The 23,930-nt window shown below is 70.0% G+C and carries 26 protein-coding genes and 3 tRNA genes; 18 read left to right on the top strand and 11 right to left on the bottom strand.

Going from position 1 to position 23,930, the window contains the following annotated elements:
• Window positions 1-42 precede the first annotated feature (42 nt).
• The 3 genes from FB381_RS16955 to FB381_RS16945 all read left to right on the top strand — a co-directional run bounded on the left by FB381_RS16955 (window position 43) and on the right by FB381_RS16945 (window position 2,738).
• A complete protein-coding gene (locus tag FB381_RS16955) occupies window positions 43-582 on the top strand; it encodes an NADPH-dependent FMN reductase (protein ID WP_141781368.1) in 540 nt (179 codons plus the stop codon).
• A 99-nt stretch (window positions 583-681) separates the two neighbouring features.
• A complete protein-coding gene (locus FB381_RS16950) occupies window positions 682-1,308 on the top strand; it encodes a GNAT family N-acetyltransferase (RefSeq protein ID WP_141781367.1) in 627 nt (208 codons plus the stop codon).
• Between the two features lie 23 nt (window positions 1,309-1,331).
• The gene (locus FB381_RS16945) at window positions 1,332-2,738 is read left to right on the top strand and encodes an amidase (protein WP_141781366.1); all 1,407 of its coding nucleotides are present in this window, start codon (window positions 1,332-1,334) and stop codon (window positions 2,736-2,738) included.
• A gap of 212 nt (window positions 2,739-2,950) precedes the next feature.
• Here the strand turns inward: FB381_RS16945 and FB381_RS16940 are convergent, their stop codons facing one another.
• The 3 genes from FB381_RS16940 to FB381_RS16930 are packed head-to-tail and all read right to left on the bottom strand — an operon-like array spanning window position 2,951 to window position 4,855.
• A complete protein-coding gene (locus FB381_RS16940) occupies window positions 2,951-3,556 on the bottom strand; it encodes a CbiQ family ECF transporter T component (protein WP_141781365.1) in 606 nt (201 codons plus the stop codon).
• Window positions 3,553-4,254 carry an energy-coupling factor ABC transporter ATP-binding protein gene (locus FB381_RS16935; RefSeq protein WP_141781364.1) on the bottom strand — a complete coding sequence of 234 codons (702 nt, stop codon included), beginning with the start codon at window positions 4,252-4,254 and terminating at the stop codon, window positions 3,553-3,555. Before FB381_RS16935 ends, FB381_RS16940 begins: the two co-directional genes overlap by 4 nt.
• A complete protein-coding gene (locus tag FB381_RS16930) occupies window positions 4,247-4,855 on the bottom strand; it encodes a biotin transporter BioY (protein WP_141781363.1) in 609 nt (202 codons plus the stop codon). The genes FB381_RS16935 and FB381_RS16930 overlap by 8 nt, the downstream gene beginning before the upstream one ends.
• Before the next feature lie 110 nt (window positions 4,856-4,965).
• On the opposite strand from FB381_RS16930, the gene FB381_RS16925 reads away from it, so the two are divergent.
• Window positions 4,966-5,535 (top strand): TetR/AcrR family transcriptional regulator C-terminal domain-containing protein, encoded by a 570-nt coding sequence (locus tag FB381_RS16925; RefSeq protein WP_141781362.1) that lies wholly within the window; start codon window positions 4,966-4,968, stop codon window positions 5,533-5,535.
• Window positions 5,536-5,550: 15 nt separating this feature from the next.
• On the opposite strand, the gene FB381_RS16920 is transcribed toward FB381_RS16925, so the two are convergent.
• Complete coding sequence (locus tag FB381_RS16920) at window positions 5,551-6,159, bottom strand: pentapeptide repeat-containing protein (protein WP_170225199.1); 609 nt, start codon at window positions 6,157-6,159, stop codon at window positions 5,551-5,553.
• A gap of 31 nt (window positions 6,160-6,190) precedes the next feature.
• The gene (locus FB381_RS16915; RefSeq protein WP_141781360.1) at window positions 6,191-7,279 is read right to left on the bottom strand and encodes an alpha/beta fold hydrolase; all 1,089 of its coding nucleotides are present in this window, start codon (window positions 7,277-7,279) and stop codon (window positions 6,191-6,193) included.
• A gap of 122 nt (window positions 7,280-7,401) precedes the next feature.
• Here FB381_RS16915 and FB381_RS16910 point away from each other — a divergent pair, with 122 nt between their 5' ends.
• Window positions 7,402-7,620, top strand: coding sequence for a ribbon-helix-helix protein, CopG family (locus FB381_RS16910; RefSeq protein WP_141781359.1), 219 nt, complete (start codon window positions 7,402-7,404; stop codon window positions 7,618-7,620).
• The gene (locus FB381_RS16905; RefSeq protein ID WP_141781358.1) at window positions 7,613-7,936 is read left to right on the top strand and encodes a type II toxin-antitoxin system PemK/MazF family toxin; all 324 of its coding nucleotides are present in this window, start codon (window positions 7,613-7,615) and stop codon (window positions 7,934-7,936) included. The genes FB381_RS16910 and FB381_RS16905 overlap by 8 nt, the downstream gene beginning before the upstream one ends.
• Here the strand turns inward: FB381_RS16905 and FB381_RS16900 are convergent.
• A complete protein-coding gene (locus FB381_RS16900; protein ID WP_246088160.1) occupies window positions 7,911-8,804 on the bottom strand; it encodes a 3-methyladenine DNA glycosylase in 894 nt (297 codons plus the stop codon). The two genes, FB381_RS16905 and FB381_RS16900, sit on opposite strands and share 26 nt — an antisense overlap.
• Window positions 8,805-8,837: 33 nt before the next feature.
• Here FB381_RS16900 and FB381_RS16895 point away from each other — a divergent pair, with 33 nt between their 5' ends.
• From FB381_RS16895 to FB381_RS16870, 6 genes are all read left to right on the top strand, one after another.
• Entirely contained in the window at window positions 8,838-9,650 is an 813-nt protein-coding gene (locus FB381_RS16895; RefSeq protein WP_141781357.1) for a fumarylacetoacetate hydrolase family protein, read from the top strand.
• 38 nt (window positions 9,651-9,688) lie between these two features.
• The gene (gene gltX / locus FB381_RS16890; RefSeq protein ID WP_141782838.1) at window positions 9,689-11,179 is read left to right on the top strand and encodes a glutamate--tRNA ligase; all 1,491 of its coding nucleotides are present in this window, start codon (window positions 9,689-9,691) and stop codon (window positions 11,177-11,179) included.
• Window positions 11,180-11,199: 20 nt separating this feature from the next.
• A complete protein-coding gene (locus FB381_RS16885) occupies window positions 11,200-12,144 on the top strand; it encodes a CPBP family intramembrane glutamic endopeptidase (RefSeq protein WP_141781356.1) in 945 nt (314 codons plus the stop codon).
• A gap of 127 nt (window positions 12,145-12,271) precedes the next feature.
• A tRNA-Gln gene (locus tag FB381_RS16880) sits at window positions 12,272-12,343 on the top strand.
• Between the two features lie 63 nt (window positions 12,344-12,406).
• A tRNA-Glu gene (locus FB381_RS16875) sits at window positions 12,407-12,482 on the top strand.
• 163 nt (window positions 12,483-12,645) lie between these two features.
• Window positions 12,646-12,721 (top strand) — tRNA-Glu (locus FB381_RS16870).
• A 48-nt stretch (window positions 12,722-12,769) separates the two neighbouring features.
• Here FB381_RS16870 and FB381_RS16865 read toward each other — a convergent pair.
• From FB381_RS16865 to FB381_RS16855, 3 genes are all read right to left on the bottom strand, one after another.
• Entirely contained in the window at window positions 12,770-13,285 is a 516-nt protein-coding gene (locus FB381_RS16865; protein ID WP_141781355.1) for an arsinothricin resistance N-acetyltransferase ArsN1 family B, read from the bottom strand.
• A 91-nt stretch (window positions 13,286-13,376) separates the two neighbouring features.
• Window positions 13,377-14,918 (bottom strand): histidine ammonia-lyase, encoded by a 1,542-nt coding sequence (gene hutH, locus FB381_RS16860; protein WP_141781354.1) that lies wholly within the window; start codon window positions 14,916-14,918, stop codon window positions 13,377-13,379.
• A gap of 23 nt (window positions 14,919-14,941) precedes the next feature.
• The gene (locus FB381_RS16855) at window positions 14,942-16,147 is read right to left on the bottom strand and encodes an LCP family protein (protein ID WP_170225197.1); all 1,206 of its coding nucleotides are present in this window, start codon (window positions 16,145-16,147) and stop codon (window positions 14,942-14,944) included.
• 163 nt (window positions 16,148-16,310) lie between these two features.
• On the opposite strand from FB381_RS16855, the gene FB381_RS16850 reads away from it, so the two are divergent.
• From FB381_RS16850 to FB381_RS16840, 3 genes are read left to right on the top strand one after another with little or no spacing between them, the layout of a single operon-like run.
• Complete coding sequence (locus tag FB381_RS16850) at window positions 16,311-17,798, top strand: Ada metal-binding domain-containing protein (protein WP_141781352.1); 1,488 nt, start codon at window positions 16,311-16,313, stop codon at window positions 17,796-17,798.
• Entirely contained in the window at window positions 17,798-18,277 is a 480-nt protein-coding gene (locus FB381_RS16845) for a methylated-DNA--[protein]-cysteine S-methyltransferase (protein ID WP_141781351.1), read from the top strand. Before FB381_RS16850 ends, FB381_RS16845 begins: the two co-directional genes overlap by 1 nt.
• Window positions 18,277-18,705, top strand: coding sequence for a hypothetical protein (locus tag FB381_RS16840; protein ID WP_141781350.1), 429 nt, complete (start codon window positions 18,277-18,279; stop codon window positions 18,703-18,705). The genes FB381_RS16845 and FB381_RS16840 overlap by 1 nt, the downstream gene beginning before the upstream one ends.
• A 39-nt stretch (window positions 18,706-18,744) precedes the next feature.
• Here FB381_RS16840 and FB381_RS16835 read toward each other — a convergent pair whose 3' ends face one another.
• Window positions 18,745-19,467 (bottom strand): IclR family transcriptional regulator, encoded by a 723-nt coding sequence (locus FB381_RS16835; RefSeq protein WP_141781349.1) that lies wholly within the window; start codon window positions 19,465-19,467, stop codon window positions 18,745-18,747.
• A gap of 167 nt (window positions 19,468-19,634) precedes the next feature.
• On the opposite strand from FB381_RS16835, the gene leuC reads away from it, so the two are divergent.
• Window positions 19,635-21,047 carry a 3-isopropylmalate dehydratase large subunit gene (gene leuC, locus FB381_RS16830; protein ID WP_141781348.1) on the top strand — a complete coding sequence of 471 codons (1,413 nt, stop codon included), beginning with the start codon at window positions 19,635-19,637 and terminating at the stop codon, window positions 21,045-21,047.
• A gap of 18 nt (window positions 21,048-21,065) precedes the next feature.
• Window positions 21,066-21,671: a 3-isopropylmalate dehydratase small subunit gene (leuD, locus tag FB381_RS16825; RefSeq protein WP_141781347.1), complete on the top strand. Its 606-nt coding sequence runs from the start codon at window positions 21,066-21,068 to the stop codon at window positions 21,669-21,671.
• An 86-nt stretch (window positions 21,672-21,757) separates the two neighbouring features.
• On the opposite strand, the gene FB381_RS16820 is transcribed toward leuD, so the two are convergent.
• Window positions 21,758-22,897: a hypothetical protein gene (locus tag FB381_RS16820; RefSeq protein ID WP_141781346.1), complete on the bottom strand. Its 1,140-nt coding sequence runs from the start codon at window positions 22,895-22,897 to the stop codon at window positions 21,758-21,760.
• Between the two features lie 206 nt (window positions 22,898-23,103).
• On the opposite strand from FB381_RS16820, the gene FB381_RS16815 reads away from it, so the two are divergent.
• Window positions 23,104-23,928: a hypothetical protein gene (locus tag FB381_RS16815; protein ID WP_211352470.1), complete on the top strand. Its 825-nt coding sequence runs from the start codon at window positions 23,104-23,106 to the stop codon at window positions 23,926-23,928.
• The last annotated feature ends 2 nt before the right edge of the window (window positions 23,929-23,930 follow it).

Here is a 23,930-nt window from a genome sequence, read left to right as displayed (position 1 = left end):
GTTCGTTCAACATTGAACTACCCCTGACCTCGAGGAGAACCCGTGTCCGAGACTCGTATCGCAGTGCTCGTCGGCAGCCTGCGCGCCGACTCCATCAACCGCAAGGTCGCCGAGAAGCTCGTGGCCCAGGCACCTGAGGGAGTCGTCCTGGAGATCGTCGACGGGCTCGCGGAGCTGCCGTTCTTCAACGAGGACCTCGAGGCCGAGCCGGGCGAGGCGGTGACCCAGCTGCGCAAGGTCATCGACGAGGCCGACCGCGTGCTCATCGTGACCCCGGAATACAACGGCACCATGCCGGCCGTCATCAACAACGCCATCGACTGGCTCTCGCGTCCCTACGCCGCCGGCGTGCTCAAGGGCAAGATCCTCTCGGTCGTCGGCGTCGCGCCCACGCCCTACGGCGCGAAGTGGTCCCACGCCGACGCCGCCCGTTCGGCCGGTATCGGCGGCGCGATCATCGTCGAGGACGCCATCGTCTCCCAGCCGGTGCACGAGATCGACGTCTTCACCGACGTCGAGGCGCAGGCCCGGTTCCGCACCGCTGTCGAGAAGCTCGCGGGCTTCGAGCCGGCGGCGGCCTGACCGCATCAGGTCGGTGATGGGCGGGTAGGTCTGCGGGGGGACCTACCCGCTCGTCATTTATCGCGTGCGCTCCGCGCCGTTCGGTCGTACGTTGCGGGCATGAGTGAAACCGTGAAGCCGGTCCAGCCGGGGGTCGACGGCGCCGAGGACCACCTCGAGCTCGCCGAGCCCGCTCTCGCGCCGGCCTATCCGGTCCTGACCGAGCGGCTGTCATTGCGCCCGGTCGACGTCGAGCGCGACCTCGACGACCTGCACGCCTATCTCTCGCGCGAGGACGTGTGCCGGTTCATCCCGCGGCAGCCGCGCGACCGGGAGCAGCTGCGGGAGGCGTACGCACCGTCGAGGCGGTTGTCGGTATTGCGCAGCGAGGGTGAGGTGCTCAACCTCGGCGTCGAGCTCGACGGGCGGCTGATCGGTGACGTCGTGCTCTTCTGGCACAGCGCCGAGCATCGCTCCGGCGAGATCGGCTACGCGATCAACCCCGACTTCCACGGGCAGGGCTACGCGACCGAGGTCGGCCGCGCCCTGCTGGGGCTGGCCTTCGACGGACTCGGGCTGCACCGGGTGACCGCCCGGGTCGACCAGCGCAACGGCCCTTCGGCGCGCGTGCTCGAGCGGCTCGGCATGCGCCAGGAGGCCGTCGAGCGTGAGGCCGAGTGGTTCAAGGGGCAGTGGACGACCCTGCTGCGCTACGCGATGCTCGAGCAGGAGTGGCGGCAGGAGTGAGGATCGGGCGCTAGCCTCGTCGTGTGGCTGAGATTCATGATCTGACCGCCCTGGAACAGGGAGAGCTGCTGCATCGGTGCGAGATCTCCCCAGGAGAGCTCGCCGAGCACTATCTCGACCGGATCTCCCGGTTCGATGACGTCGGCGCGTTCGTCACGATCGCCGAAGAGCGGATCTCGACGTGCGCGCGAGAGCTGTCGATCAAGGCGGTCGGCGCCTCGCCGCTGTGGGGAGTGCCGACGGCGATCAAGGATCTCAACCTGACTCGTGGGGTGCGTACGACTTTCGGGTCGGCGGTGTTCGCCGACTTCGTCCCCGACGTCTCCGACAACGTCGCGCTCTCGATCGAGGCCGCCGGGATGATCTCCCTGGGGAAGACCAACACCCCCGAGTTCGGCTCGCCCTGCTACACCGAGCCCGACGTCGCCCCGCCCGCCGTCACCCCCTGGGGCCGTACGCGGACCGCCGGCGGCTCCTCCGGCGGCGCTGCCGCCGCGGTCGCCGCCGGGTTGGTGCCGGTCGCGCAGGGCTCCGACGGCGGAGGCTCGATCCGCATCCCGGCCTCGTGCTGCGGCCTGGTCGGTCTCAAGCCGACCCGCGGACGCATCTCGCCCTCGCCGATGTACGGCGACGCGGCGGGGCTCGCCACGGCCGGCTCGCTGGCCCGGTCGGTGCGGGACGCGGCTGCGCTTCTCGACGTGCTCGCGGGGCGGCGTACGGGTGATCCTTTCTGGGCGCCCGCCGAGGCGGCGCCGTTCCTGGAGGCGTGCGAGCGGCCGCCGGGGCGGTTGCGCATCGCCCGGTTCATCGAGCCGCTGATCGCCGAGACGACGGTCGACGCCGAGTGCGTCGCGGCCTGGGAGGACGCCTCGCGGTTGCTGGAGTCGCTGGGTCACGAGGTCGTCGACATCCCGCGGCCGCTGCCGGTCGAGGCCGTCGCGGCCTTCGAGACGGTCTGGTCGGTCGGAACCGCGATGTCGGTGGTGAACCTCGCCCCTGACCAGCGGGCCCAGATCCGGCCGCTGACCCGCTGGCTGACCGAGCGCGGCGAGGCCGTCCGTGGCCCGGAGTTCGGGTTGGCGATCGGTGAGCTGCGCAGGTACGCCGCCGGCGCCCTGGAGGCGCTGGCGCCTTACGACGCCGTGCTCACGCCGACCCTGGCGACCCCGCCGCCACCGGTCGGCGCGATCCGCGACGACGCCGACCCCGCCGGCGACTTCCAGGCCCAGAAGGAGTTCACCCCCTGGACCTCTGCCTGGAACGTCACCGGCATGCCCGCGATCTCCCTGCCGCTCCACTGGACGCCTGCCGGCCTTCCGGTCGGCGTCATGCTCGCCGCCCGCCCCGCCGAGGAGTCCCTGCTCCTCTCCCTCTCGGCTCAGATCGAAGCCGCCGCCCCCTGGGCCGATCGTCGCCCACCCCGCTGGTAACCCTCCGAAGCCGAGAAGTCACCCCCGCAGGTCGAAAGGTCACTCCTGCAGGTCGAGAAGTCACCGAGTGACTTTTCGACCTGCAGACGGACGCTTCGACCTGCAGACGGACGCTTCGACCTGCAGACGGACGCTTCGACCTGCAGACGTGACGCTTCGACCTGCAGACGTGACGCTTCGACCTGCAGAGATGACGCCTCGGCTGGGGGTGGTCAGTCGCCGAGACCGCGGGCCTTGAGGGCGTCGCCGGTCTCGTGGGCGCGGGCGACGACGCGGATGACGAAGGGGGAGAGGTAGGCCCTGGGGGAGCGCCCGAGGCCGCGGGCGCGGGCGGCGTCGCGGGTCTCCTGGGCCAGGGTCAGAGTGCCAGGAAGCGCCTGGATAGCCATCGAGATGGTGAGGGCGATCCGCTCCGGGTCGATCCCGACGCGCTGCAGCGGTCGGAGCCAGCGGACGACGGCGTCGAGCGTCTCGGTGGTCGGCGTGGTCACGGTCAGGGTGAGCGCCAGCAGCGCGAGGGAGACGAGGTCGAGCAGCGACTCCACGGCCCGGTCGAAGGTGAACAGCCACCACTGCAGCAGGGCCACCAGCACCGCGATGACCAGCACGGCGCGCAGCGCCCGCGCCGTGGCCACCAGGTCGAGCCGGCCGACGAGCGCGAGCACGACGGCGACCGCGAGGAACCCGGCGGCGATGATCGGCCCGCGCAGCGCCACGATGGCAACGCTGAGCACTGCGAGGCCGAGCAGCTTGGCCCCCACCGGGAGCCGGTGGAGGAGGGTGTCACCGGGCCGGTAGAGCCCGACCGTCAAGCTCACCCGCCCACCGTCTTCACGTAGTGCTTCACCGCGGCCTCGGCGTCGCCGTCGTAACAGACCTGGCCGTCCTCGACGACGAGCACGCGGTCGCAGCGGCGGACGAGGTCGAGGTCGTGGGTGACCAGCACCAGCTGCTGAGGCAGCGAGAAGAGCAGGTCGCCGACCATCCGGGTGTTGCGCAGGTCGAGCAGGGTCGTCGGCTCGTCGGTGACGAGCACGTCGGGTTCGGTCGCGAGCACACCGGCCAGAGCGAGCAGCTGACGCTGGCCCCCGGAGAGCGCGTGCACGCTGACCTCGGCGCGCTCGGAGAGGCCGAAGCGGGCGAGCGTCTCGAGGGCGAGCTGCTTGCGGCGTACGCGATCCTTCACCGTACGCCGCAACGACAGCTCGACGTCTTCGACACATGTCGGCATCACCAGCTGGGCGGCGGGATCGGTGAAGGTGAACCCGACGCGCCGGCGCACGGCGGCCCCGCGCCGGGCCACGTCGAGACCGTCGACCGTGACCTGGCCTGCGCTCGGCAGCACCAGCCCGTTGATCATCCGGGCGAGGGTCGACTTGCCGGAGCCGTTGCTGCCGACGATCCCGATCCGTTGTTCGCTCAGGGTGAGGCTGGTCGGTGCCAAGATGGTGCGCTCGCCGTCGAGCTCCGGGGACTCGACCCGGACCTCGGCGGCCTCGAAGCGGATCTCAGGCACGTCGGGCGAGCATCTTCGGGAAGGCGCGGTGCACCTGGGAGGCGACGACCGCGGCGACTGCCGCCTTGATCAGGTCACCGAGCCAGTAGGGGGCGTCGAAGACGGCCGCCTCCGGCAGGCCCACGCGGAGCACGACGGCCATGCCGACGATGCCGCCGAGGTGGTTGATGACCACGCCGACCAGGCAGGCGGCGAAGACCAGGAGCGGGTTGGTGCGCCGGCGGCGCAGCACGTGCTTCACGAGGAGACCCACGGCGAGCACCATCAGCGGGAAGGTCCACAGGTAGCCGCCGGTCACGCCGATGAAGACGCCCGGTCCGGCGGCGTGGCCCGCGAAGACGGGAAGGCCGGCGACGCCCAGGAGCAGGTAGAGGATCACCGCGGCGGTGCCGCGCAGCGGTCCGAGCAGAGCGCCGGTCAGCAGGAGTGCGAATCCCTGCAGTGTCAGCGGCACGCCGGCGCCGCCCATCGGGATGGCGGCGAGGTAGGAGCAGACCGCGATCAGTGCGGCGAACGCGGCGATCAGCGCGAGGTCGGTCGTGTCGAGCCGCGACGACTTCGCCACCGGGGTCGACTCGGTGCTGGTGGGGGACTCGGTCATACTCGCTCCTGCGTACTCAGACCTGAACCTTGCTCAGGTGAACGGTGTTCAGGTTAAGGTCGGCGTACGTCTTCGTCCACTTCGTCCCACCACCTGACCCTGGGGGCACCATGCGATACCGCCGTGAGGACGTCGTGGCTCGCGCGCTGCGCGTGCTCGACGACTACGGTCTCGCCGACCTGACGATGCGCCGCCTCGGCACCGAGCTCGGCGTGCGCCCCAGCGCGCTCTACCACCACTTCGCCAACAAGCAGTCCCTGTTGGCCGCGGTGGCCGACGAGATCCTGCTCCGCGGCCGCCAGGAACGATCAGGATCCTGGGACGAACGCGTCACCAGCATCTGCACCGACCTGCACGACTCGCTGCAGGCCTATCGCGACGGCGCCGAGGTCGTCGCCACCGTGTGGGCCTTCGGTCTTGGTGCGACCCAGCCCCACGACGACCTCGTCGCGGCGCTGCGCGACGGCGGCCTCGGTGACCTGGCCCCGGTCGCTGCCCGCACCCTGCTCCACTTCGTCTACGGCCACGCCGTCGACGAGCAGACCCACCTGCAGGCGGCCGCCGCGGGCGCCATCGAGGACGACGTACGCGACACCGACGACTTCGTCACCGGCCTGGGTCTGGTCACCGCCGGCATCTCCATGGCCAAGGCCGTCCGCGAGGCCTCGGCGAACCGCTGACTCCTCGTGCGCCGGTCAGCCGGCGTCGACCTCCGCGCCGTGCAGCTCGGCGAGCATCACGGCACCGGCGAGATCCAGCTTCGTGCCCCGCAGCGAGGCGGCGCTCAGGTCGACGCGGTCCAGCCCGGCGCCGCGCAGGTCGGCGTCGCGCAGGATCGTCTCCTGAAGGGTTGCTCCCTCGAGCCGGGCGTCTCGGAGGACGGTGTCGGTGAGGTCGGCCAGCGAGAGGTCGGCGTCGCGCAGGTCGAGCCCGGAGAGGTCGAGCCGGGTGAGCTTCGCGCCGCGCAGCGAGACCCCGCGCCAGACGCCGCCGCTCACCTTCATCGGTCGCAGGGTGCAGCCCGAGAACTCGGTGCCGCTGAGCTTGCAGCCCTCGAACGTCGCGTCGAAGAAGTTCGTACGCCGGAAATCGCACCCGATGAACGCCGTGCCGTGGTGGGTCGAGGCGTTGAGGCGTCCGCCGTGGAACGTGCAGCCCTCGAAGGTCGCCGCGGAGGTCGTCGCCTCGGTGAGGTCGACATCGGAGAAGACGCAGTCGACGAACCGGGCTCCGGTGAGCTCGGCGGCGTACCAGTCTTCGTTGCGGAAGTGCTCGCCGGTCGCCTCGGCGGGTGGATTCGACATGGCGCACACCCTGCCACCCGCCACCGACAGGTCAGGAGTCGTGCTGCGTGAACCACTCGTCGAGGAGCGGCCAGGTGCTGTCGCGGGCAGCGCGGCCGGTCAGCAGGCCGAGGTGGCCGCCGGGGACGATCTCGAAGCGGAGCTCCTCGGCGCCGGTGAGGAGGCCGACCAGCGGCTTGACCGCCGCGACCGGGCCGATACCGTCGTTGGCCCCCGCGACCACCAGTGTCGGCTGCTTGACGTCGCGCAGGTGCACGGTGCGGTCGCCGAGGTTGATCCGCCCGCTGAACAGCGAGTTGGTGCGGAAGAAGTGGTGGTAGAGCTGCCCGAACGTGCGCCCCGGGTAGGCGATGATGTTGTCGGTGAACCTGTCGACCGCCTCCAGCTGAGCGAGGAACTCACGGTCGGCCAGGTTGGTCAGCTTCGCGGCCGGCTTGGTGACCATCTTGTCGACCGAAGAGATCTGGAACGCCCACCTGACCAGCGGTTTCGGTGCGCCGCCGAAGGCCTGGTAGGCGGCCGTGACCAGGCGCCCCGGAGGCAGGTTGACCAGCGGTCGCAGCGGTGCGACCAGCGGCACCTGGCGTACGTCGCAGGGGGAGCCGAGCACCGAGATCGACGCGATCGGCAGGTCGGAGGAGTCGGCGGCGGAGAGCATCGTGAAGATGCCGCCCAGCGACCAGCCGACCACGTGCACCGGGCGGCCGCCGGCATGCTCGGAGACCGAGCGGATCGCCTCCGGCACGACGTGGTCGATCCAGTGCTCGATCCCCAGGCTGCGGTCGGCGAAGTTCACCTCGCCGTACTCGACCAGATAGGTCGGCCGCCCGGTGCCCACCAGGTGCTCGACGACCGAGCAGCCGCGGCGCAGGTCGTAGCAGATCGCCGGCGCCGCCAGCGGCGTCACCAGCAGCACCGGATCGCCCTCCGGCGTCGTGCCGGCGGTGGGCCGGTAGTGGTAGAGCTCGCGACGGACGCCGTCGTCGATCAGCGTGCGCGGCATCGGCCGCAGGTCGGCGAGACCGCCGTAGAGCAGCGAGTGCGCGACGTTGCCCGCCGCGGCGCCGACCGTGGTGGCGATCGAGGCGGCAGCGGTTCGGGGGTGGGGGATGAGGGCCATTGTTGGCTTAACGTAACGCTTTCGAGGAGGTCACGGCGGGAGCCGCGTGCGCCGCGTGTGACGTCCGTTACGGCGGGTGCTCGGTCAGGTGGGGGTGAATCCCAACTTGGTATTATTTCGGTATGAGTGTTCAGATCACCGTTCGACTGCCGGATGAGCTGGCTGCGTACGTTGACGAGCTCGTGCGCGCCGGCGACGGTCCGCGAGCGGCGATCGTGTGCGAAGCCCTGAGCTTCTATCAGCAGCATCGTCGCGCCGAGGCGGATGCTCGGATCCTCGAGGAGTCAGGCGACTATGACGACTTCGACGACATGGTGAAGCACGCCGCCCTCGATGCGTGACATCCACATAGCCCACCTGGACAAGGCTCGCCCGGTCCTCGTGCTGACCCGCGAACCGGTGCGCGCCGCGATGCGGCGCGTCACGGTGGCTCCGATCACCACCACGATCAAGGGCCTCAGTACCGAGGTCGAGGTCGGCCCGGAGAACGGGCTCGAGCAGGCGTGCGTCGTCAGCTGCGACAACGTCATCACCATCGACAAGGCCGCGCTCGGCCGCCACATCGGCTACTTCTTCGACCGTCAGGAACCCGCATTGGCCAAGGCGATCGCCAACGCCTTCGCTCTCCGGTTCAGCACGCTCGAGCAGCGAGTGTGAGCAGCCGCTCGCACTCGGCGATCAGCCGCGCCCGCAGCGGGGCGGCGCGCTCGGCGAAAGTGCGCTGGGCCGCGGCGTACTCCTGCTTTCCGGCGGCGGTCTCGATGCGGATCGGGTCGAGACCGAGCTCGGCGAGGTCGTACGGCGCGGCCTGCATGTCCATCGTGCGGATGTCCCAGGCGAGCTCGAAGCAGTCGGCGATCAGGTCGGAGGAGACCAGAGGCGAGAGCCGGAAGGCGTGCTTGTAGAGATCCATGTTGCCGTGCAGGCAGCCCGGTTGCTCGAAGGAGGCCCGGTCGTCGGATCGCGGCGAGAGGGTGTTGAGCGGCTCGGCCGGGGGAGTGAAGAAGCGGTAGGCGTCGAAGTGGCTGCAGGCGATCCGGTGCGACTCGACGACGCGGTCGGTGCCGGTGGCGCCGAGCCGCAGCGGCCAGTCGGCGTGACGCACCTGCTCCGGGGTCAGCCGGTAGACCATCGCCCACTCGTGGAGGCCGAAGCAGCCGAAGTGTCCCTCTCGCGAGGCGGTGGCTCGCAGGAGCTTGAGGAGCGTCTCGAGCAGCACCCGCCGCTCGGCCAGGAATTCGTCGGTGACGGAGCCGTCGCGGTAGCCGCGGATGCCCTCGTACTCGGCCGCGTCCGCGAGCTCCACCCCGAACCCCGGGTGCCAGCGCAGCAGCTGGGCGGGCCGGTGGGAGTAGTAGGTGAACAGGAAGTCGTTGACCGGGTGCTTGACCCGGGCGCCCCGTCGGGCCAGATGGGGCTCGACGTACGGCGCGAGACGTGCGCGGTGGGCCGCCGCGCGGGCGGTCCAGTCCGATCGCGCGAGCACCTCCACCCAGTGGATCGTACGCGTGGAGGTCTCGACCACGAGCACTCGGAGCGCAACGGATAGGCTCAGCGTGTGCGTATCGCCAGATTCACCACCAAGGGTGGCGAGCCCCAGTTCGGCGTCGTCGTCGGCGACCTCGACGGCTACGGTCAGCTCAGCGAGGAAGCGACCGTGGTCGCGCTGCAGGGCGACCCGCTGTTCTCCGGGGTCAACCTCACCGACCAGGTCCACAAGTTCGACGACGTCAAGCTGCTCGCGCCGGTCATCCCGCGCAGCAAGGTGGTCGCGGTCGCCCGCAACTACGCCAAGCACGCCGCCGAGCTCGACAACGAGGTGCCGGCCGAGCCGCTCTTCTTCCTCAAGCCCAACACCGCGGTGTGCGGGCCCGACGACGCGATCCAGCGCCCCGCGGGAGTCGAGGACCTCCACTACGAGGGCGAGCTTGCGATCGTGATCGGTCGCATCTGCCGCGACGTGCCGGTGGAGAAGGTCAAGGACGTCATCTACGGGATGACCGTCGCCAACGACGTGACCGCGCGCGACGTGCAGCGCAGCACGAAGCACTTCTCCCAGGCCAAGGGCTACGACACCTTCTGCCCGCTCGGTCCCTGGATCGAGACCGACGTCGAGACGGAGCAGCTGGCCGCCGGCGTACGCATCCAGACATTCCTCAACGGTGACGTCGTGCAGGACGGGTCCACGAAGGATCTCGTGCACGACATCCCGAAGCTGATCGCCCACATCAGCAGCGTGATGACGCTGCTGCCGGGCGATGTGATCCTCACCGGCACCCCCGAAGGTGTCGGTCCCATGGAGCCCGGTGACGAGATCGAGATCTTCGTCGAGGGGCTCGGAGCTCTGACGAACAAGGTGGCACAGCGTTGACGAACAACACCCTCGAGCCCAAGGACTACCGGGTCCGGATGGCCCCGAGCCCCACGGGCTCGCCCCACGTCGGCCTGGTCCGCACCGCGCTGTTCAACTGGGCCTTCGCGCGTCACCACGGCGGCACCTTCGTCTTCCGCATCGAAGACACCGACAAGGCCCGCAACACGCAGGAGTCCTACGACGGCCTCCTCGACCTGATGCGCTGGCTCGGTCTCGACTGGGACGAGGGCGTCGAGGTCGGCGGCCCCTACGGCCCCTACCGCCAGTCGGAGCGCTCCGACGTCTACGCCGACGCCCTGGCGAAGCTGCGCGACTCCTCCTACGTCTACGAGTGCTACTGCACCGGCGAGGAGACCACCGCCCGCTACGAGGAGCGGCTGGCCGCCTACAAGGCCGCGAAGGCCGAAGGGATCAAGGGCGAGGCGCCCGCTCAGGGCTACGACAACCACTGCCGTGACCTGAGCGAGGAGCAGATCAAGGCGTACGAGGCCGAGGGCCGCACCTCGGTGCCGCGGTTCCGCATGCCCGACGGCTCGATCACCTTCGACGACCTCGTCCGCGGCGAGGTGACCTTCGAGACCAAGCACGTGCCCGACTACGCGCTGGCGCGCGCCAACGGCGACCCGCTCTACACGCTCACCGCGCCGGTGGACGACGCCACCATGAAGATCACCCACGTCTTCCGCGGCGAGGACCTGCTCTCCTCGACGCCGCGTCAGGTCGCGCTCTTCGACGCCTTCGTCGAGATCGGCCTGGCCGAGCGGGCGCCGGAGTTCGGCCACCTGCCCTATGTCATGGGCCAGGGCAACAAGAAGCTCTCCAAGCGTGACCCGGAGGCGCACGCGCTGAAGTATCGCGAGGAGGGCTACCTGCCCGAGGGGCTGCTCAACTACGTGGCGCTGCTCGGCTGGGCGATCGCGGCCGACCGCGACATCTTCACCATGGAGGAGATGGTCGAGGCCTTCGAGATCTCCGACGTGGTCAAGAACCCGGCCCGTTTCGACGTCAAGAAGGCCGAGGCGATCAACGCCTCCCACATGCGGCTGCTGCCGGTCGAGGAGATCACCCACCGGGTGATTCCCTACCTCAAGGCCGACGGCATCGTCTCCGACCCCGTCTCCGACGCCGACGCGCAGATGCTGGAGCAGGCGATGCCGCTGGTCGCCGAGCGGATCGGCAAGCTCGGCGAGGCCTCCGACATGCTGCGGTTCCTCTTCGTCACCGAGGCCGACTTCGCCCTCGACGAGGAGGATGCCGCCAAGCTGCTCGACGAGACCGGCATCGGTGTCGTCCAGGCGTCGTACGACGCGCTCTCGGGGCTGTCGACCTGGTCGACGGCCGAGATCCAGGACGCGCTGACCGCGGCCCTGATCGACGGCCTCGAGCTCAAGCCCCGTAAGGCGTACGGCCCGGTGCGGGTCGCGGTGACAGGCAAGCGGATCAGCCCGCCCCTGTTCGAGTCGATGGAGCTGCTCGGGCGGGAGCGTACGCTGGCTCGCCTGAAGGCGGTTCTCGGGAAGGCCTAGGCAGTGTCAGGACACGGAAGATGAGCACGGTCATGGAGCCGCCGTCGGGGTTGGCCTACTACCAGGTGCAGCGCGGTGGGCGCAGCGGCTGGGGGCGGCCGTTGGTCGGGCTCATCCTGATCGGGCTGTGCGTCTTCTTCGTCTCGCCGGCGGTCGTGCTGGTCGGGTTCGAGGTCTTCTTCCTGCTCACCGGTCAGGACGCGGAGACGTTGATGGCTCGCGTCTCCGAGGTGGGCACGGTGACTCCGGAGTCGCTCGCGTTCGTGCTGCTCTCGCTGGCCGGGGCGATCCCGGCCGCGATGCTGCTGTGCTGGGCGCTGCACGGGCTGCGTCCGGGGTGGCTGGCCTCGGTCGAGCGCAGGATCCGGTGGCCGTGGCTGATGCAGTGCATCGGGATCGCGGCGGTCACGATGGTGGTCACGATCATCATCGCCTCGCGGCTGCCGATCCCAGGTGGCGACGTCGGCCCGAGCACGCTCAACCCCTACACGTCCACCATGCGCGACTTCGTGCTCGTGATCGTGCTGCTCACGCCGCTGCAGGCAGCGGGGGAGGAGTACCTCTTCCGCGGTTACATCTTCCAGACCTTCGGGGCGCTGTTCGGCGGGATGCTGGGCTCGCGCACGGTCTCGGTGACGATCACCGCGCTGCTCTTCGCCTTCGCCCACGGATCCCAGGACCTGCCGCTCTTCCTCGACCGGTTCGCCTTCGGGATCATGGCGGGCATCTGTGTCATCGCCACCGGTGGTATCGAGGCGGGCATCGCGATGCACGTGCTCAACAACTTCTTCAGTCTCGGCATGGCGGTGGCTTTCGGCGACATCTCCACCGTGCTCAACACCAGCGAGGGCACCTGGTGGCGGATCCCGGTGACGCTGGTGCAGGCCGGCGTCTTCCTCGCTCTGACGGTGTGGGCTGCGCGCTCTGCCGGCCTCTCGACCACGACGAAGACCGCCGAGGTGTGAATTCGGGCGTGCCGATTTCGTACGTCGGGGCCCCGCCGGTAGTGTTCTCTCTCGGTTGAGGGAGCAATTCCGAGACCGACATCGTTCGTCTGTGACGGCCTCTGAGAGGCTAAGTCGAGCAATACGATGGGCTATGGTGTAATTGGCAACACGACTGGTTCTGGTCCAGTTATTCTAGGTTCGAGTCCTAGTAGCCCAGCGGATCCTCTACGGAGGATTTGGGAGTCACCGAAGCGCTTCGCTAAGGTTTCGCCCGCTGCAAGCCCCCGTCGTCTAGCGGCCTAGGACGTCGCCCTCTCACGGCGGTAACGCCGGTTCAAATCCGGTCGGGGGTACCACGCAGGAAGAGCCCGAGTCATCGACTCGGGCTCTTCGTCATTTCCGGCCGTGGGTCTCGGGGTGGCCGGTGTCGGCGGGGCGGTCCCGATGTGGGGGATCGGCAGGTCGTCAGGTAATGTTTCTCCTGCCTGCGGGGCCGAAAGGTCCGTGCAGGAGGTGCAAGCCCCCGTCGTCTAGCGGCCTAGGACGTCGCCCTCTCACGGCGGTAACGCCGGTTCAAATCCGGTCGGGGGTACCACGCACGGAAGGGCCCCGAGTCACTGACTCGGGGCCCTTCGTCGTTCCCTCACAGATCGAACTGCAACCAGGTGACGTCGTGCCAGGCATCGAACTTCCAGCCGATCCGTCGATACGTCCCGACCTCGGTGAAGCCGAAGGAGCGGTGGATGCCGAGGCTGGCCTCGTTGGGGATCGCGATGCCGGCCAGGGCGCGGCGGTAGCCGCGCTCGGCGAGGGCCCGGAACAGGGCCGTGTAGAGCGCGGCGCCCGCGCCTTCGCCGCGACGGTCCTGGTCGAGGTAGATCGACACGTCGCAGGCCCAGCGGTAGGCCGCGCGGGTGCGGTGCTGGGTGGCGTACGCGTAGCCGATCACCTCGGAGCCGTTCGCGGCGTCCACCTCGAGGACGAGCCAGGCGTGCTCGGCGGTCGCGGCCTCGATGCGGCGCGCCATCTCCTCGGGACTCGGCGGCTCGGTCTCGAAGGAGACCACGGTGTTCTCGACGTAGGGGGCGTAGATGCGCGCGCACGCGGCCGCGTCGTCCGCGGTGGCTGGACGGATCCTGCGGTCCGGAGTCGTTGGCACGATCTCTCCCTTGCTGGTGCACACAGTCGTTACGGACGTGACGGTTGAGGTGGATCAGGCGTCACACCCGTCACGACTGTGTGCATCCCCATCACAACACCGACGTCAACGAGCGCGCCCGGGAGAGCAGGGTGCCGTCGGTGACGAGGCCGACGACGGCCTTGATGTCGGGGGAGAGGAACCGGTCGGGCCCAGGAGCGGGGACGAGCCGGCGGATCTCCTCGACCAGCGCGGCGCCCACCGGGCCGGGGCGTTCGGGAGCGCGCATGTCGATGGCACGGGCAGCGGTGAGGATCTCGATGGCCACGACCTGCTGAGCGCCGGTGATCGCGCGGCGCAGCTTGCGGGCGGCGTTCCAGCCCATCGAGACGTGGTCCTCCTGCATCGCGCTCGTCGGGATGGAGTCGACCGACGCCGGCACGGCGAGGCGCTTGAGGTCGGAGACGATCCCGGCCTGCGTGTACTGCGCGATCATGTGCCCGGAGTCGACGCCGGGGTCGTGGGCCAGGAACGGCGGCAGGCCGTGGTTGCGAGCCTTGTCGAGGAAGCGGTCGGTGCGGCGCTCGGAGATCGAGGCGAGGTCGGCGGTGGCGATCGCCAGGAAGTCGAGCACGTAGCCGACCGGTGCACCGTGGAAGTTGCCGTTGGACTCGACCCGGCCGTCGAGGGTGACCACCGGGTTGTCGACCGCGCTGGCGAGCTCGGTCTTGGCCACCAGGGCGGCGTGGGCCATCGTGTCGCGCACCGCGCCGTGCACCTGGGGCGCGCAGCGCAGCGAGTAGGCGTCCTGCACGCGGGTGAACCCGGTGCCACGGTGGTCGGCGACGATGCCGCTCTCGGCCAGCACCGCGCGGATGTTGGCGGCCGAGACGGCCTGTCCGGCGTGCGGGCGCAGCTCCTGCAGATCCGAGGCGAAGACGGTGTCGGTGCCCTGGAGGCCCTCGATGCTGAGCGCTCCGGCGATGTCGGCGGTGGCGACCAGGTCGTCGAGATCGGCGAGCGCCATGATGAGCATCGCCAGCATCCCGTCGGTGCCGTTGATCAGCGCCAGCCCCTCCTTCTCGCGGAGGCTGACCGGGGTGATCCCGGCAGCCGCCAGCGCGTCAGCCGCCGGCACGAGCCCACCGGACGCGTCGCGTACCTCGCCCTCGCCCATCGCCGCGAGCGCGCAGTGCGCGAGCGGGGCCAGGTCGCCGGAGCAGCCGAGCGAGCCGTACTCGCCGATCACGGGGGTGATCTGGGCGTTGAGGAGCTCGGCGTAGGTCGAGGCGACCTCGGGGCGTACGCCCGTGCGGCCGGTGGCCAGGGTCGAGAGGCGCAGCAGCATGAGGCCGCGGACGACCTCCTTCTCGATCTCGGCGCCGGACGACGCGGCGTGCGAGCGCACCAGCGAGGCCTGCAGCTGGGCGCGGTGCTCGGGCGGGATCGAGGTGTTGGCCAGAGCGCCGAAACCTGTCGAGATGCCGTAGTGGGGCCGGGTGTCGTGGGCGAGATCCTCGATGAGCGCGCGGCTTGTGGCCATCGCGTTCAGAGACTCGTCGGTGAGGGTGATCTGGGCGTTGTCACGGGCGACGGCGACTACCTGGTCGAAGGTGAGTGCGCCGACCCCGACGGGAACCGTGGTGTAGGTCATGACGAGAGTGGATCACATCACGCTCAGGCGGGTGCGCACAGGCCGTTGTCGGCGGCGTCCTTGTCCTTCTCCTCGGGGCTCATCGCATCCGCCGGTACGTCGCTCGGGGCCGCCTCGGAGCCCGGGCCGGCGGACGATCCCGACCCGGTGGGGCCCGGCGCGGCCGAAGCGCTGCCGGGGTTTGCGGGCGTGGTCGGCGAGGCGGACGAGGGCGCCGGGTCGCGCGGGTCGTGGAGCGGACGGTCATCGAGCATCCGCTGCCACAGCTGGTCGGACTCGGGCAGGATCCGCAGCCGGCCCCAGTTGGGGTCGCCTGTGGGGAAGCCGGCGTTGGGCACGGTCACGAACTCGACGCCGGTCGGTTTGATCTCGCGCATCTGGGCGGCCAGCTCGGCCAGGCCGGAGACGGAGCCGATGTCGGTGCTGATCGACTTGGAGAGCTCGGCGGCGAACTTCGCCAGCCGGCGCGGGCGGGTCAACGTGTCGGCCGAGAGGACCTTGGTGGACAGGGTGGTGAGGAAGTACTGCTGGCGTCGCATCCGGCCCAGGTCGGCGTTGGGGGTCGAGGAGCGGTTGCGCACGTAGTCGAGCGCCTGCTTCCCGCGCAGGTTGTGGGTGCCGGCGGGTAGGAAGATGTTGTGCTCCTTGTCGTCGATGGCCTCCGGGATGCAGACCGTGACGCCGCCGACCGCGTCGACCATCCCGCGGAACCCGGCGAAGTCGAGGGCGATGTAGTGGTCGAAGGGCACGCCGGTCAGCAGCTCGGTCTGGCGGGCGGTGCAGATCGGGCCGCCGAGCGCGTACGCCTGGTTCCACATGACGTCCTTGGCCTCGTCGATCTTCTTGCCGTCCTCGGTGGTGCACTCGGGGCGGTCGACGATCGCGTCGCGGGGGATCGAGACGCCGTAGGCGGACTTCCGGTCGGCCGCGACGTGGAGCAGGATCGTGCTGTCGGATCCGCCGGCCCCGCTCTCGCCGTCGATCGAGCAGCCCTTGCAGTCGCGGCCGTCGGTGCCGAGGATCAAGATGTTGAGCGGTCGCCGGGGGCCGTCGTCGTTGTCGTCGGCCCCGTCGAGGAGATGCTGGATGTCACCGCTGGTGTCGAGGTTGCGGTTGAGGTGGCCGTAGAAGGCCCAGGTGGCGATCCCGGTGCCGGCCGCGAGGATCAGCATCGTCACCGCGACGGTCACCGCGACCGTGCGCGTGCCGGACCACGTCTTGCTCCTCATCGGTCCCCCTCGGTTCTCGCTCTGCTGCGGCAGCCCCCACCTGGTACTACGCTCCAGCGGGCCGAGAGGTTGCTGGTTCAGGTAACGACATTGTGAAACCATGAGGATGGCGTTGTCCGATTTCCGCGCGTAAATCACCGTCTAAAACGGCAATATTGATGACATGGACGGAACAACGAGCGTGAACGGCCTCGACCTCGAGTCGTGCTACCGCGCTGTTCGCTCACGGGACCGGCGCTTCGACGGGATCTTCTACACCGCTGTCTCCTCCACCGGCATCTACTGCAGGCCCTCCTGCCCGGCACGTACGCCGGCGCTGGTCAACGTCTCCTTCCACCGCACCGCGGCGGCCGCCCAGGCGGCTGGCTACCGGGCGTGCAAGCGCTGCCGCCCCGACGCGACGCCGGGCAGCCCCGAGTGGGATGTGGCGGCCTCGCTCGCCGGGCGCGCGATGCGGCTGATCGCCGACGGCGTCGTCGATCGTGAGGGCGTCGAAGGACTGGCCCATCGTGTCGGCTACTCGCCGCGTCATCTGACCCGGCTGCTGACCACCGAGCTGGGCGCCGGGCCGCTCGCCCTGGCGCGGGCCCGACGGGCGCAGACCGCCCGCACGCTGGTCGAGACCACCGAGCTCGGTTTCGCCGACATCGCCTTCGCGGCGGGCTTCTCGAGCGTGCGCCAGTTCAACGACACCGTCCGCGAGGTCTATGCGGCCTCGCCCACCGATCTCCGTGGCCGCCGTGGGGCCCGCCGTCACGCCGACGGCACGATCGCGCTACGCCTCGCGGTGCGTACGCCGTTCGCCGGCCGGGCGCTGCATGCCTTCCTGCGTGACCACCTGGTGCCGGGTGTCGAGGCCGCCGGGGTCGCGGAGGGGCGGCGGTGGTTCGCCCGCACGCTCGACCTTCCCAACGGGCCGGGCACGCTGCGCATCGAGCTCACCGACATCCCCGCGGGGGAGACGGGGTTCGTCCATGCCACCTTCGAGCTCGCCGACCTGCGCGACACCACCGCGGCCGTGGAGCGCGCCCGGCGTCTTCTCGACGCCGACTGCGACCCGCTCGCGGTGGCCGACGTCTTCGCCGACGACCCGGTCATCGGGCCGCTGGCCGCGGCCCTGCCGGGGCTGCGCGTGGCCGGCACCGTCGACGGGGGCGAGCTGGCACTGCGTACGATCGTGGGCCAGCAGGTCTCGGTGGCCGGCGCGCGCACCGTGCTGGCCGGGATGGTCGCCGAGCACGGACGCCCGATCGCGACCGGCATCGACGGCCTCACCCACCTCTTCCCGGCCGCGGAGACGCTCGCCGCCGCCGACCCGGCCGGCCTGCCGATGCCGCGCGCCCGGGGCCGCGCGGTCACCGGGCTCGCGTCCGCTCTTGCCGCCGGTGAGCTCCAGCTCGACCGTGGCACCGACCGCGACGTCGTGCACGAGCAGCTGATGAGTCAGCCCGGGGTCGGCCCCTGGACCGCCGACTACGTCGCCCTGCGCGCGCTCGGGCACCCCGACATCTTCTTGCCGACCGACCTCGGCATCAAACGAGCCCTCGACGTGCTGGATGCCGCTGACGCGGACCCCGCCGCGTGGCGCCCCTGGCGTTCCTACGCCCTGCTCTACCTATGGACATCACTGACTGCTGTGGAGGAACTCTGATGTGGACTCTCGTCGAATCGCCCGTGGGCCAGCTGAGGCTGGTCGCCAACGACGGCGCGATCACCGCGATCGAATTCATGCCCGCCGACTACGCCGACGGCCGCGTGCGCGGGGATCGGGCCGACGACGACCCGTTGCTCGTCGAGTGTGCCCGACAGCTGGCGGAGTACTTCGCCGGTGACCGGACCACCTTCGACCTCCCGCTGTCGCCGGCCGGCACCGCCTTCCAGGAGCGGGTCTGGGATCAGCTGCAGAAGATCGACTACGGCACCACCTGCTCCTACGGGCAGATCGCCGGCCGCCTCTCGATGACCGGTCACGGCGCCCGTGCCGTCGGGCTCGCCAACGGCAGGAACCCGATCCCGATCGTGATCCCGTGCCACCGTGTGGTGGGCGCTGACGGTTCGCTCACCGGCTACGCCGGCGGTCTGGACCGCAAGACCGCGCTGCTGGGCCTGGAGAGCGGCGCGCTGTTCTGATGGCGAGACCGATGTGGCGTACGACTGCGGTGGTGCTCCCGGCTGTCCTGGCCTGCCTCGTCGCTGTCGCCGGGTGCGGGGAGGAGTCGTCGCCACCGGTGAGCTCGGCGACGGCCGCGAGCAGGAGCGGGAGCGTCGGTGAGCTGGTCGTCGACGGCCGGCTCACCTGCGACAAGGACGTCTCGAGCGACGAGGCGAAGACGACGATCGAACGCGTCGGCGGGCTCCAGCAGCCGACCTGGTCGGTACGTTTCGCCGAGAGCACCCCGGCCGGGGTCGTCGCGCTGGTCGCGGGCGATCTCGAGGAGGCCAGGGCGCCGCTCTTCGAGGACTACGGCGTCGCTGCGATCCTCGAGTCCGCCGAGGGGCAGTCGCGTGCCGAGGACTTCGGGGCGGTGCGGGAGGCGGTGCGGCGGATCTGCGGCTGAGATGTTCACCGAGATACCTCGGTGAACATCTCCGCGTCGCTACTCCGCCGCGGCCCGCCGCAACGACTCCGAGAGTCGGTCGGCGGCGGCGAGCACGGCGGGCGCGTGCATCTTGCCGGGCTGGCGGCTGAGGCGCTCGAGGGGCCCGGAGACGGAGACGGCGGCGATGACCTTGCCGCCGGGGGAGCGTACGGGGGCAGAGACCGAGGCGACACCGGCCTCGCGCTCGCCGATCGACTGGGCCCAGCCGCGGCGACGGATGCCGGAGAGGGCGGCCGCGGAGAAGGCGGCGTTCTGCAGGCCACGGTGGAGGCGCTCGGGGTCCTCCCACGCAATCAGTATTTGGGCGGCCGACCCGGCGCGCATGGTCAGCTGTGAGCCGACCGGGATGGTGTCGCGCAGGCCGGAGGGGCGCTCGGCGGCGGCGACGCAGACGCGGAAGTCGCCCTGGCGGCGCCACAGCTGGGCGGACTCGCCGGTGATGTCGCGCAGACGCGCCAGCACGGGCCCGGCGGTCGCGAGCAGCCGGTCCTCGCCGGCGGCGGCGGAGAGCTCGGCCAGGCGGGGGCCGAGCACGAAGCGTCCCTGCATGTCACGGGCGACCAGCCGGTGGTGCTCGAGGGCGACCGCCAGCCGGTGCGCGGTCGGTCGGGCAAGGCCCGTCCCGGCCACCAGACCCGCGAGGGTCGCCGGGCCCGACTCAAGGGCTGTGAGCACAAGGGCGGCCTTGTCGAGCACGCCTACACCGCTGGAACTGTCCATATCGCAAGACTAACTTCTCAGAACCTGAGATGCAACGTTAGGCTCGTCGAAGCAGATTGGAAGTGGCGGATCTGACAGTGCTCTGAGACTGCGAGACTGAACGTCTGACTCGATGCACGAACCGCCACCGGCCACTACAGACCAACATGCCAGATGGAGAACATGTCATGGGCAGGACCTTGTCGGAGAAGGTGTGGGACGAGCATGTCGTCCGGTCGACCGCGGGAGAGCCTGATCTCCTCTACATCGACCTTCACCTCATCCATGAGGTGACCAGCCCTCAGGCCTTCGACGGCCTGCGGCTGGCCGACCGGAAGGTGCGCCGCCCCGACCTCACCATCGCCACCGAGGACCACAACGTCCCGACCCTCGACTGGGACAAGCCGATCGCCGACCCGGTCAGCCGCACGCAGGTCGAGACGCTGCGCAAGAACACCGAGGAGTTCGGCGTACGTCTCCATCCTCTCGGTGATGCCGAGCAGGGGATCGTCCACGTGGTCGGCCCGCAGCTCGGGCTGACCCAGCCGGGCATGACCATCGTCTGCGGCGACTCGCACACCTCGACGCACGGTGCGTTCGGCGCGATCGCGTTCGGGATCGGCACTTCCGAGGTCGAGCACGTGCTGGCCACCCAGACGCTGATGCAGGACAAGCCGAAGACGATGGCGGTCACGGTCAACGGTGCGCTGCCCGAGGGCGTCAGCGCCAAGGACCTGATCCTGACCCTGATCGCCAAGACCGGCACCGGCGGCGGCCAGGGCTACATCGTGGAGTATCGCGGCGAGGCGATCCGCGATCTCTCCATGGAGGCCCGGATGACCATCTGCAACATGTCGATCGAGTGGGGCGCCAAGGCCGGTCTGATCGCGCCCGACGAGACCACCTTCGACTACATCCAGGACAAGCCCGAGGCCCCGAAGGGCGCCGAGTGGGACCAGGCCGTCGCGCACTGGAAGTCGCTGGTCACCGACGACGACGCGGTCTTCGACAAGGAGATCGTCATCGACGCCGCCGAGGTCACCCCGTTCGTCACCTGGGGCACCAACCCCGGCCAGGGCGTGCCGCTGGGCGCTGCCGTGCCGAGCCCCGACGACTTCGAGGACGCCGACGCCAAGATCGCCGCCGAGAAGGCGCTGACCTACATGGGCCTCGAGGCCGGCACCCCGATGCGCGAGGTGCACATCGACACCGTCTTCCTCGGCTCCTGCACCAACGGACGCATGGAGGACCTGCGTACGGCAGCCGACATCATCGCCGGCCACAAGGTCGCCGACGGCACCCGGTTCCTGGTCGTGCCGGGCTCGGCCAAGGTGCGTCTCCAGGCCGAGGAGGAGGGACTGCACAAGGTCTTCCTCGACGCCGGTGCCGAATGGCGCGGCGCGGGCTGCTCGATGTGCCTGGGCATGAACCCCGACACCCTCGCTCCCGGCGAGCGCAGCGCCTCGACCTCCAACCGCAACTTCGAGGGACGCCAGGGCAAGGGCGGCCGCACCCACCTGGTCTCGCCCGAGGTGGCCGCCGCCACCGCCGTGCGCGGCACCCTCTCGTCCCCGACCGACATCGCTCTCGCCCGAGCCTGACCACGGAGCGCCTCCATCATGGACAAGTTCACCACTCACACCGGCGTCGGCGTGCCGCTGCGCCGCAGCAACGTCGACACCGACCAGATCATCCCCGCGGTCTACCTCAAGCGCGTGACCCGCACCGGCTTCGACGACGGTCTGTTCGCCGCCTGGCGCAACGACCCGACCTTCGTGCTCAACAACGAGGCGTACGCCGGGGCCTCCGTGCTCGTCGCCGGCCCCGACTTCGGCACCGGCTCCTCGCGTGAGCACGCCGTCTGGGCGCTGATGGACTACGGCTTCCGCGTCGTGATCTCGAGCCGGTTCGGCGACATCTTCCGCGGCAACTCCGGCAAGGCCGGCCTGGTCGCCGCCAAGGTCGACGAGAAGGTCGTCCAGCGGCTGTGGGACCACCTCGAGGACAACCCCGGCGCGACGATCACCGTCGACCTGGAGTCGCGCACCGTCCGAGCCGGTGAGGGCCCCGACGCCATCGAAGACTCCTTCGATATCGACGACTACACCCGTTGGCGCCTCCTCGAGGGCCTCGACGACGTCGGCATCACCCTCTCCCACGAGGACGACATCGCCACGTACGAAGCCACTCGTCCCTCCTTCAAGCCAGTCACCCAGCACGCCTGAGGCCGAAGAGTCACCTCTGCAGGTCGAGAAGTCACCGACGTGACGCCTCGGCCTGCAGAAGTGACTTCTCGACCTGTGGGTAGGGGTCAGGGGAGGTGGATCTGGCGGCCCTCTGCGGTGCTGGAGGAGCCGGTGATGCGGTCGCAGGAGCCGGTGTGGACCCAGCAGCGCAGATACCACGACTCGGAGCCGGCCGAGGTGTCGAGCACCAGGCTTCGGTCGGACTCGAAGCCGACGACGCGGACCTTCTCGACGGAGTCGGGCACGCGCAGGTCGATGTGCTCGGACGTGCTCATGTTGACGGCGATGCCACGCTCGGGGGCGTAGCCGGTCATGCCCGGGTCGCCGGGGTTGTGGGCGATGGCGACGATGGAGCCGTCGGGGGAGTCGGCGACCGATCCGGGCAGCGGCGCGTCCACGCCCGGCTGCGTGAGCGACCCGTCTGCCTCGATGGCGGCGAAGCGGGTCTCGGGTTCGCCGGGATTGTGCAGCAGCACGCCACGGCGCAGCGGGATCAGATCCTGGTAGCCCAGCGGCAGCGAGATCTTCTGGGTGGCGTCGCCGGGTTTCCACGCGTTGACCGGAGGCCGGCGTACGGCCAGCTCCTCGTCGCTGCCCGGGACGGCCGGCGGTGCGGGCACGATGCCGGTGCGGAAGTAGGCGCGGGTGCGGTCGGTGCCCACCAGCTGGGTGGCGACGGGTGCCCCTTCGAGGGGGAGGCGGTCGGTCTCCTCGCCGCTGGTGGTGTCCACCGCGACCAGCGCGGAGGTCTCGTCGCCGGTCTGCTGGAGCGCGTAGAGCCGGGTGCCGTCCCTGCTGAGCACGGGCTGGGTCCACAGCCCGGGAACCTGGATGGTCGGCGATCCGCGGCGGGCGATCCACACCGGCCCGGGCCGGTCGGCGCGCTCGTACATCAGCACCGTCCAGCCGGCTACGCTCATCTGGCTGCCGAAGACCTTCTGCGGCTTCGCGCCGAGCTGGAGCCGCCCGGCGGCATCGATGAACGGCAGGGTCGTGGCCGGTCCGACGGGCAGATCGGCGTAGGCCGACGGGATCGCGGGCGCGCTGTTGCGTACGGTCGGGGCCGGCGGCGCGGGGGTGGCCTCATCGGCGTCGGCGCGACCCTCGGCGAGGCGGGTCGTGTGGATGGCGAGCCAGGCCACCGACGCCACCAGCGCGAGGGCCACGCAGCCGGAGAACACGATGCCGGCGCGGCTGTGCCGCATCGTCGGGTGCGGCTCCTCGGGCGCGACGTGCGGCTGCTTCTCGTCGATGTGTACGTCGGTGATGGTCGTGCCTTCCTCGTCCGGACCGAGGATTCACGGTATCCGTGGCGAGGCGTCCCTATCAGGAGAGATCAGGTGAATTCTACGTGTTCACATGCTGTCGGTATGCCTTCTTGAATGCACCGGCATGCCTTAAGGTCCCTTGGATGGTGAGAAAACGAGTATCTGACGCGAGCAAGCAGGCCGGGAAGGTCGTCGACGCGGTGAAGGGCACGGCCGGGAAGCTCGTGCCCAAGCCTGCTGCCAAGCTGGTCTCCGACGTGGTCGCCGGCAAGGTCAAGGTGCAGGGTCGGGGTCGTCAGACCGCCAAGACCGCCAAGACCGACAAGACCGCCAAGCCTGCTGAGCCCACCAAGACTGCTGAGCCGACGAGCAAGGCGACCGCCCAGGAGAAGGCTGCTACGGAGCAGAAGGCCGCGGCTCCCAAGGCTCCCGCTGCCGAGAACGCTCCTGCCGCCGAGACCAGCGCCGCCACGTCGACCGCCTCGAAGACTGCCGCGAAGAAGGCTCCGGCCAAGAGCCCCGCGAAGAAGACGACGACCAAGAAGACTGCGGCCAAGAAGGCTCCTGCCGCGAAGGCGAACGGCAAGGCCGCCGCCGACTCCTCGACCTCCGAGGCGTCACCGGCGAAGAAGTCCGCCACGAAGAAGACCACGGCGAAGAAGGCCCCGGCCAAGAAGTCCGCCGCGAAGAAGACCACGACGACGGCGCCCGCAGCCAAGAAGACCGCAGCCAAGAAGAGCGCCACGAAGAAGACGGCCGCCACGAAGAAGACGGCCGCCACGAAGACCGCGACCGCGAAGAAGACACCGGCCCAGAAGGCGCCCGCGAAGAAGTCGACACCCGGCGGGAGCTCGACCAGCGCTCCCACGGTGGCCGGTTCGAGCGACGCCTCGACGGGATCGTCGACCGCGCCCGCCGCGCCGACGAGCACGAACCCCAGCCCGGAGAAGCCGTCGAGCGACGCCTAGCA

Origin of the sequence: Nocardioides albertanoniae (assembly GCF_006716315.1) — a bacterium.
Classification (GTDB): domain Bacteria; phylum Actinomycetota; class Actinomycetes; order Propionibacteriales; family Nocardioidaceae; genus Nocardioides; species Nocardioides albertanoniae.
The sequence above is the reverse complement of the archived record's forward strand: the minus strand, read 5'-3'. Positions and strand labels throughout refer to the sequence as shown.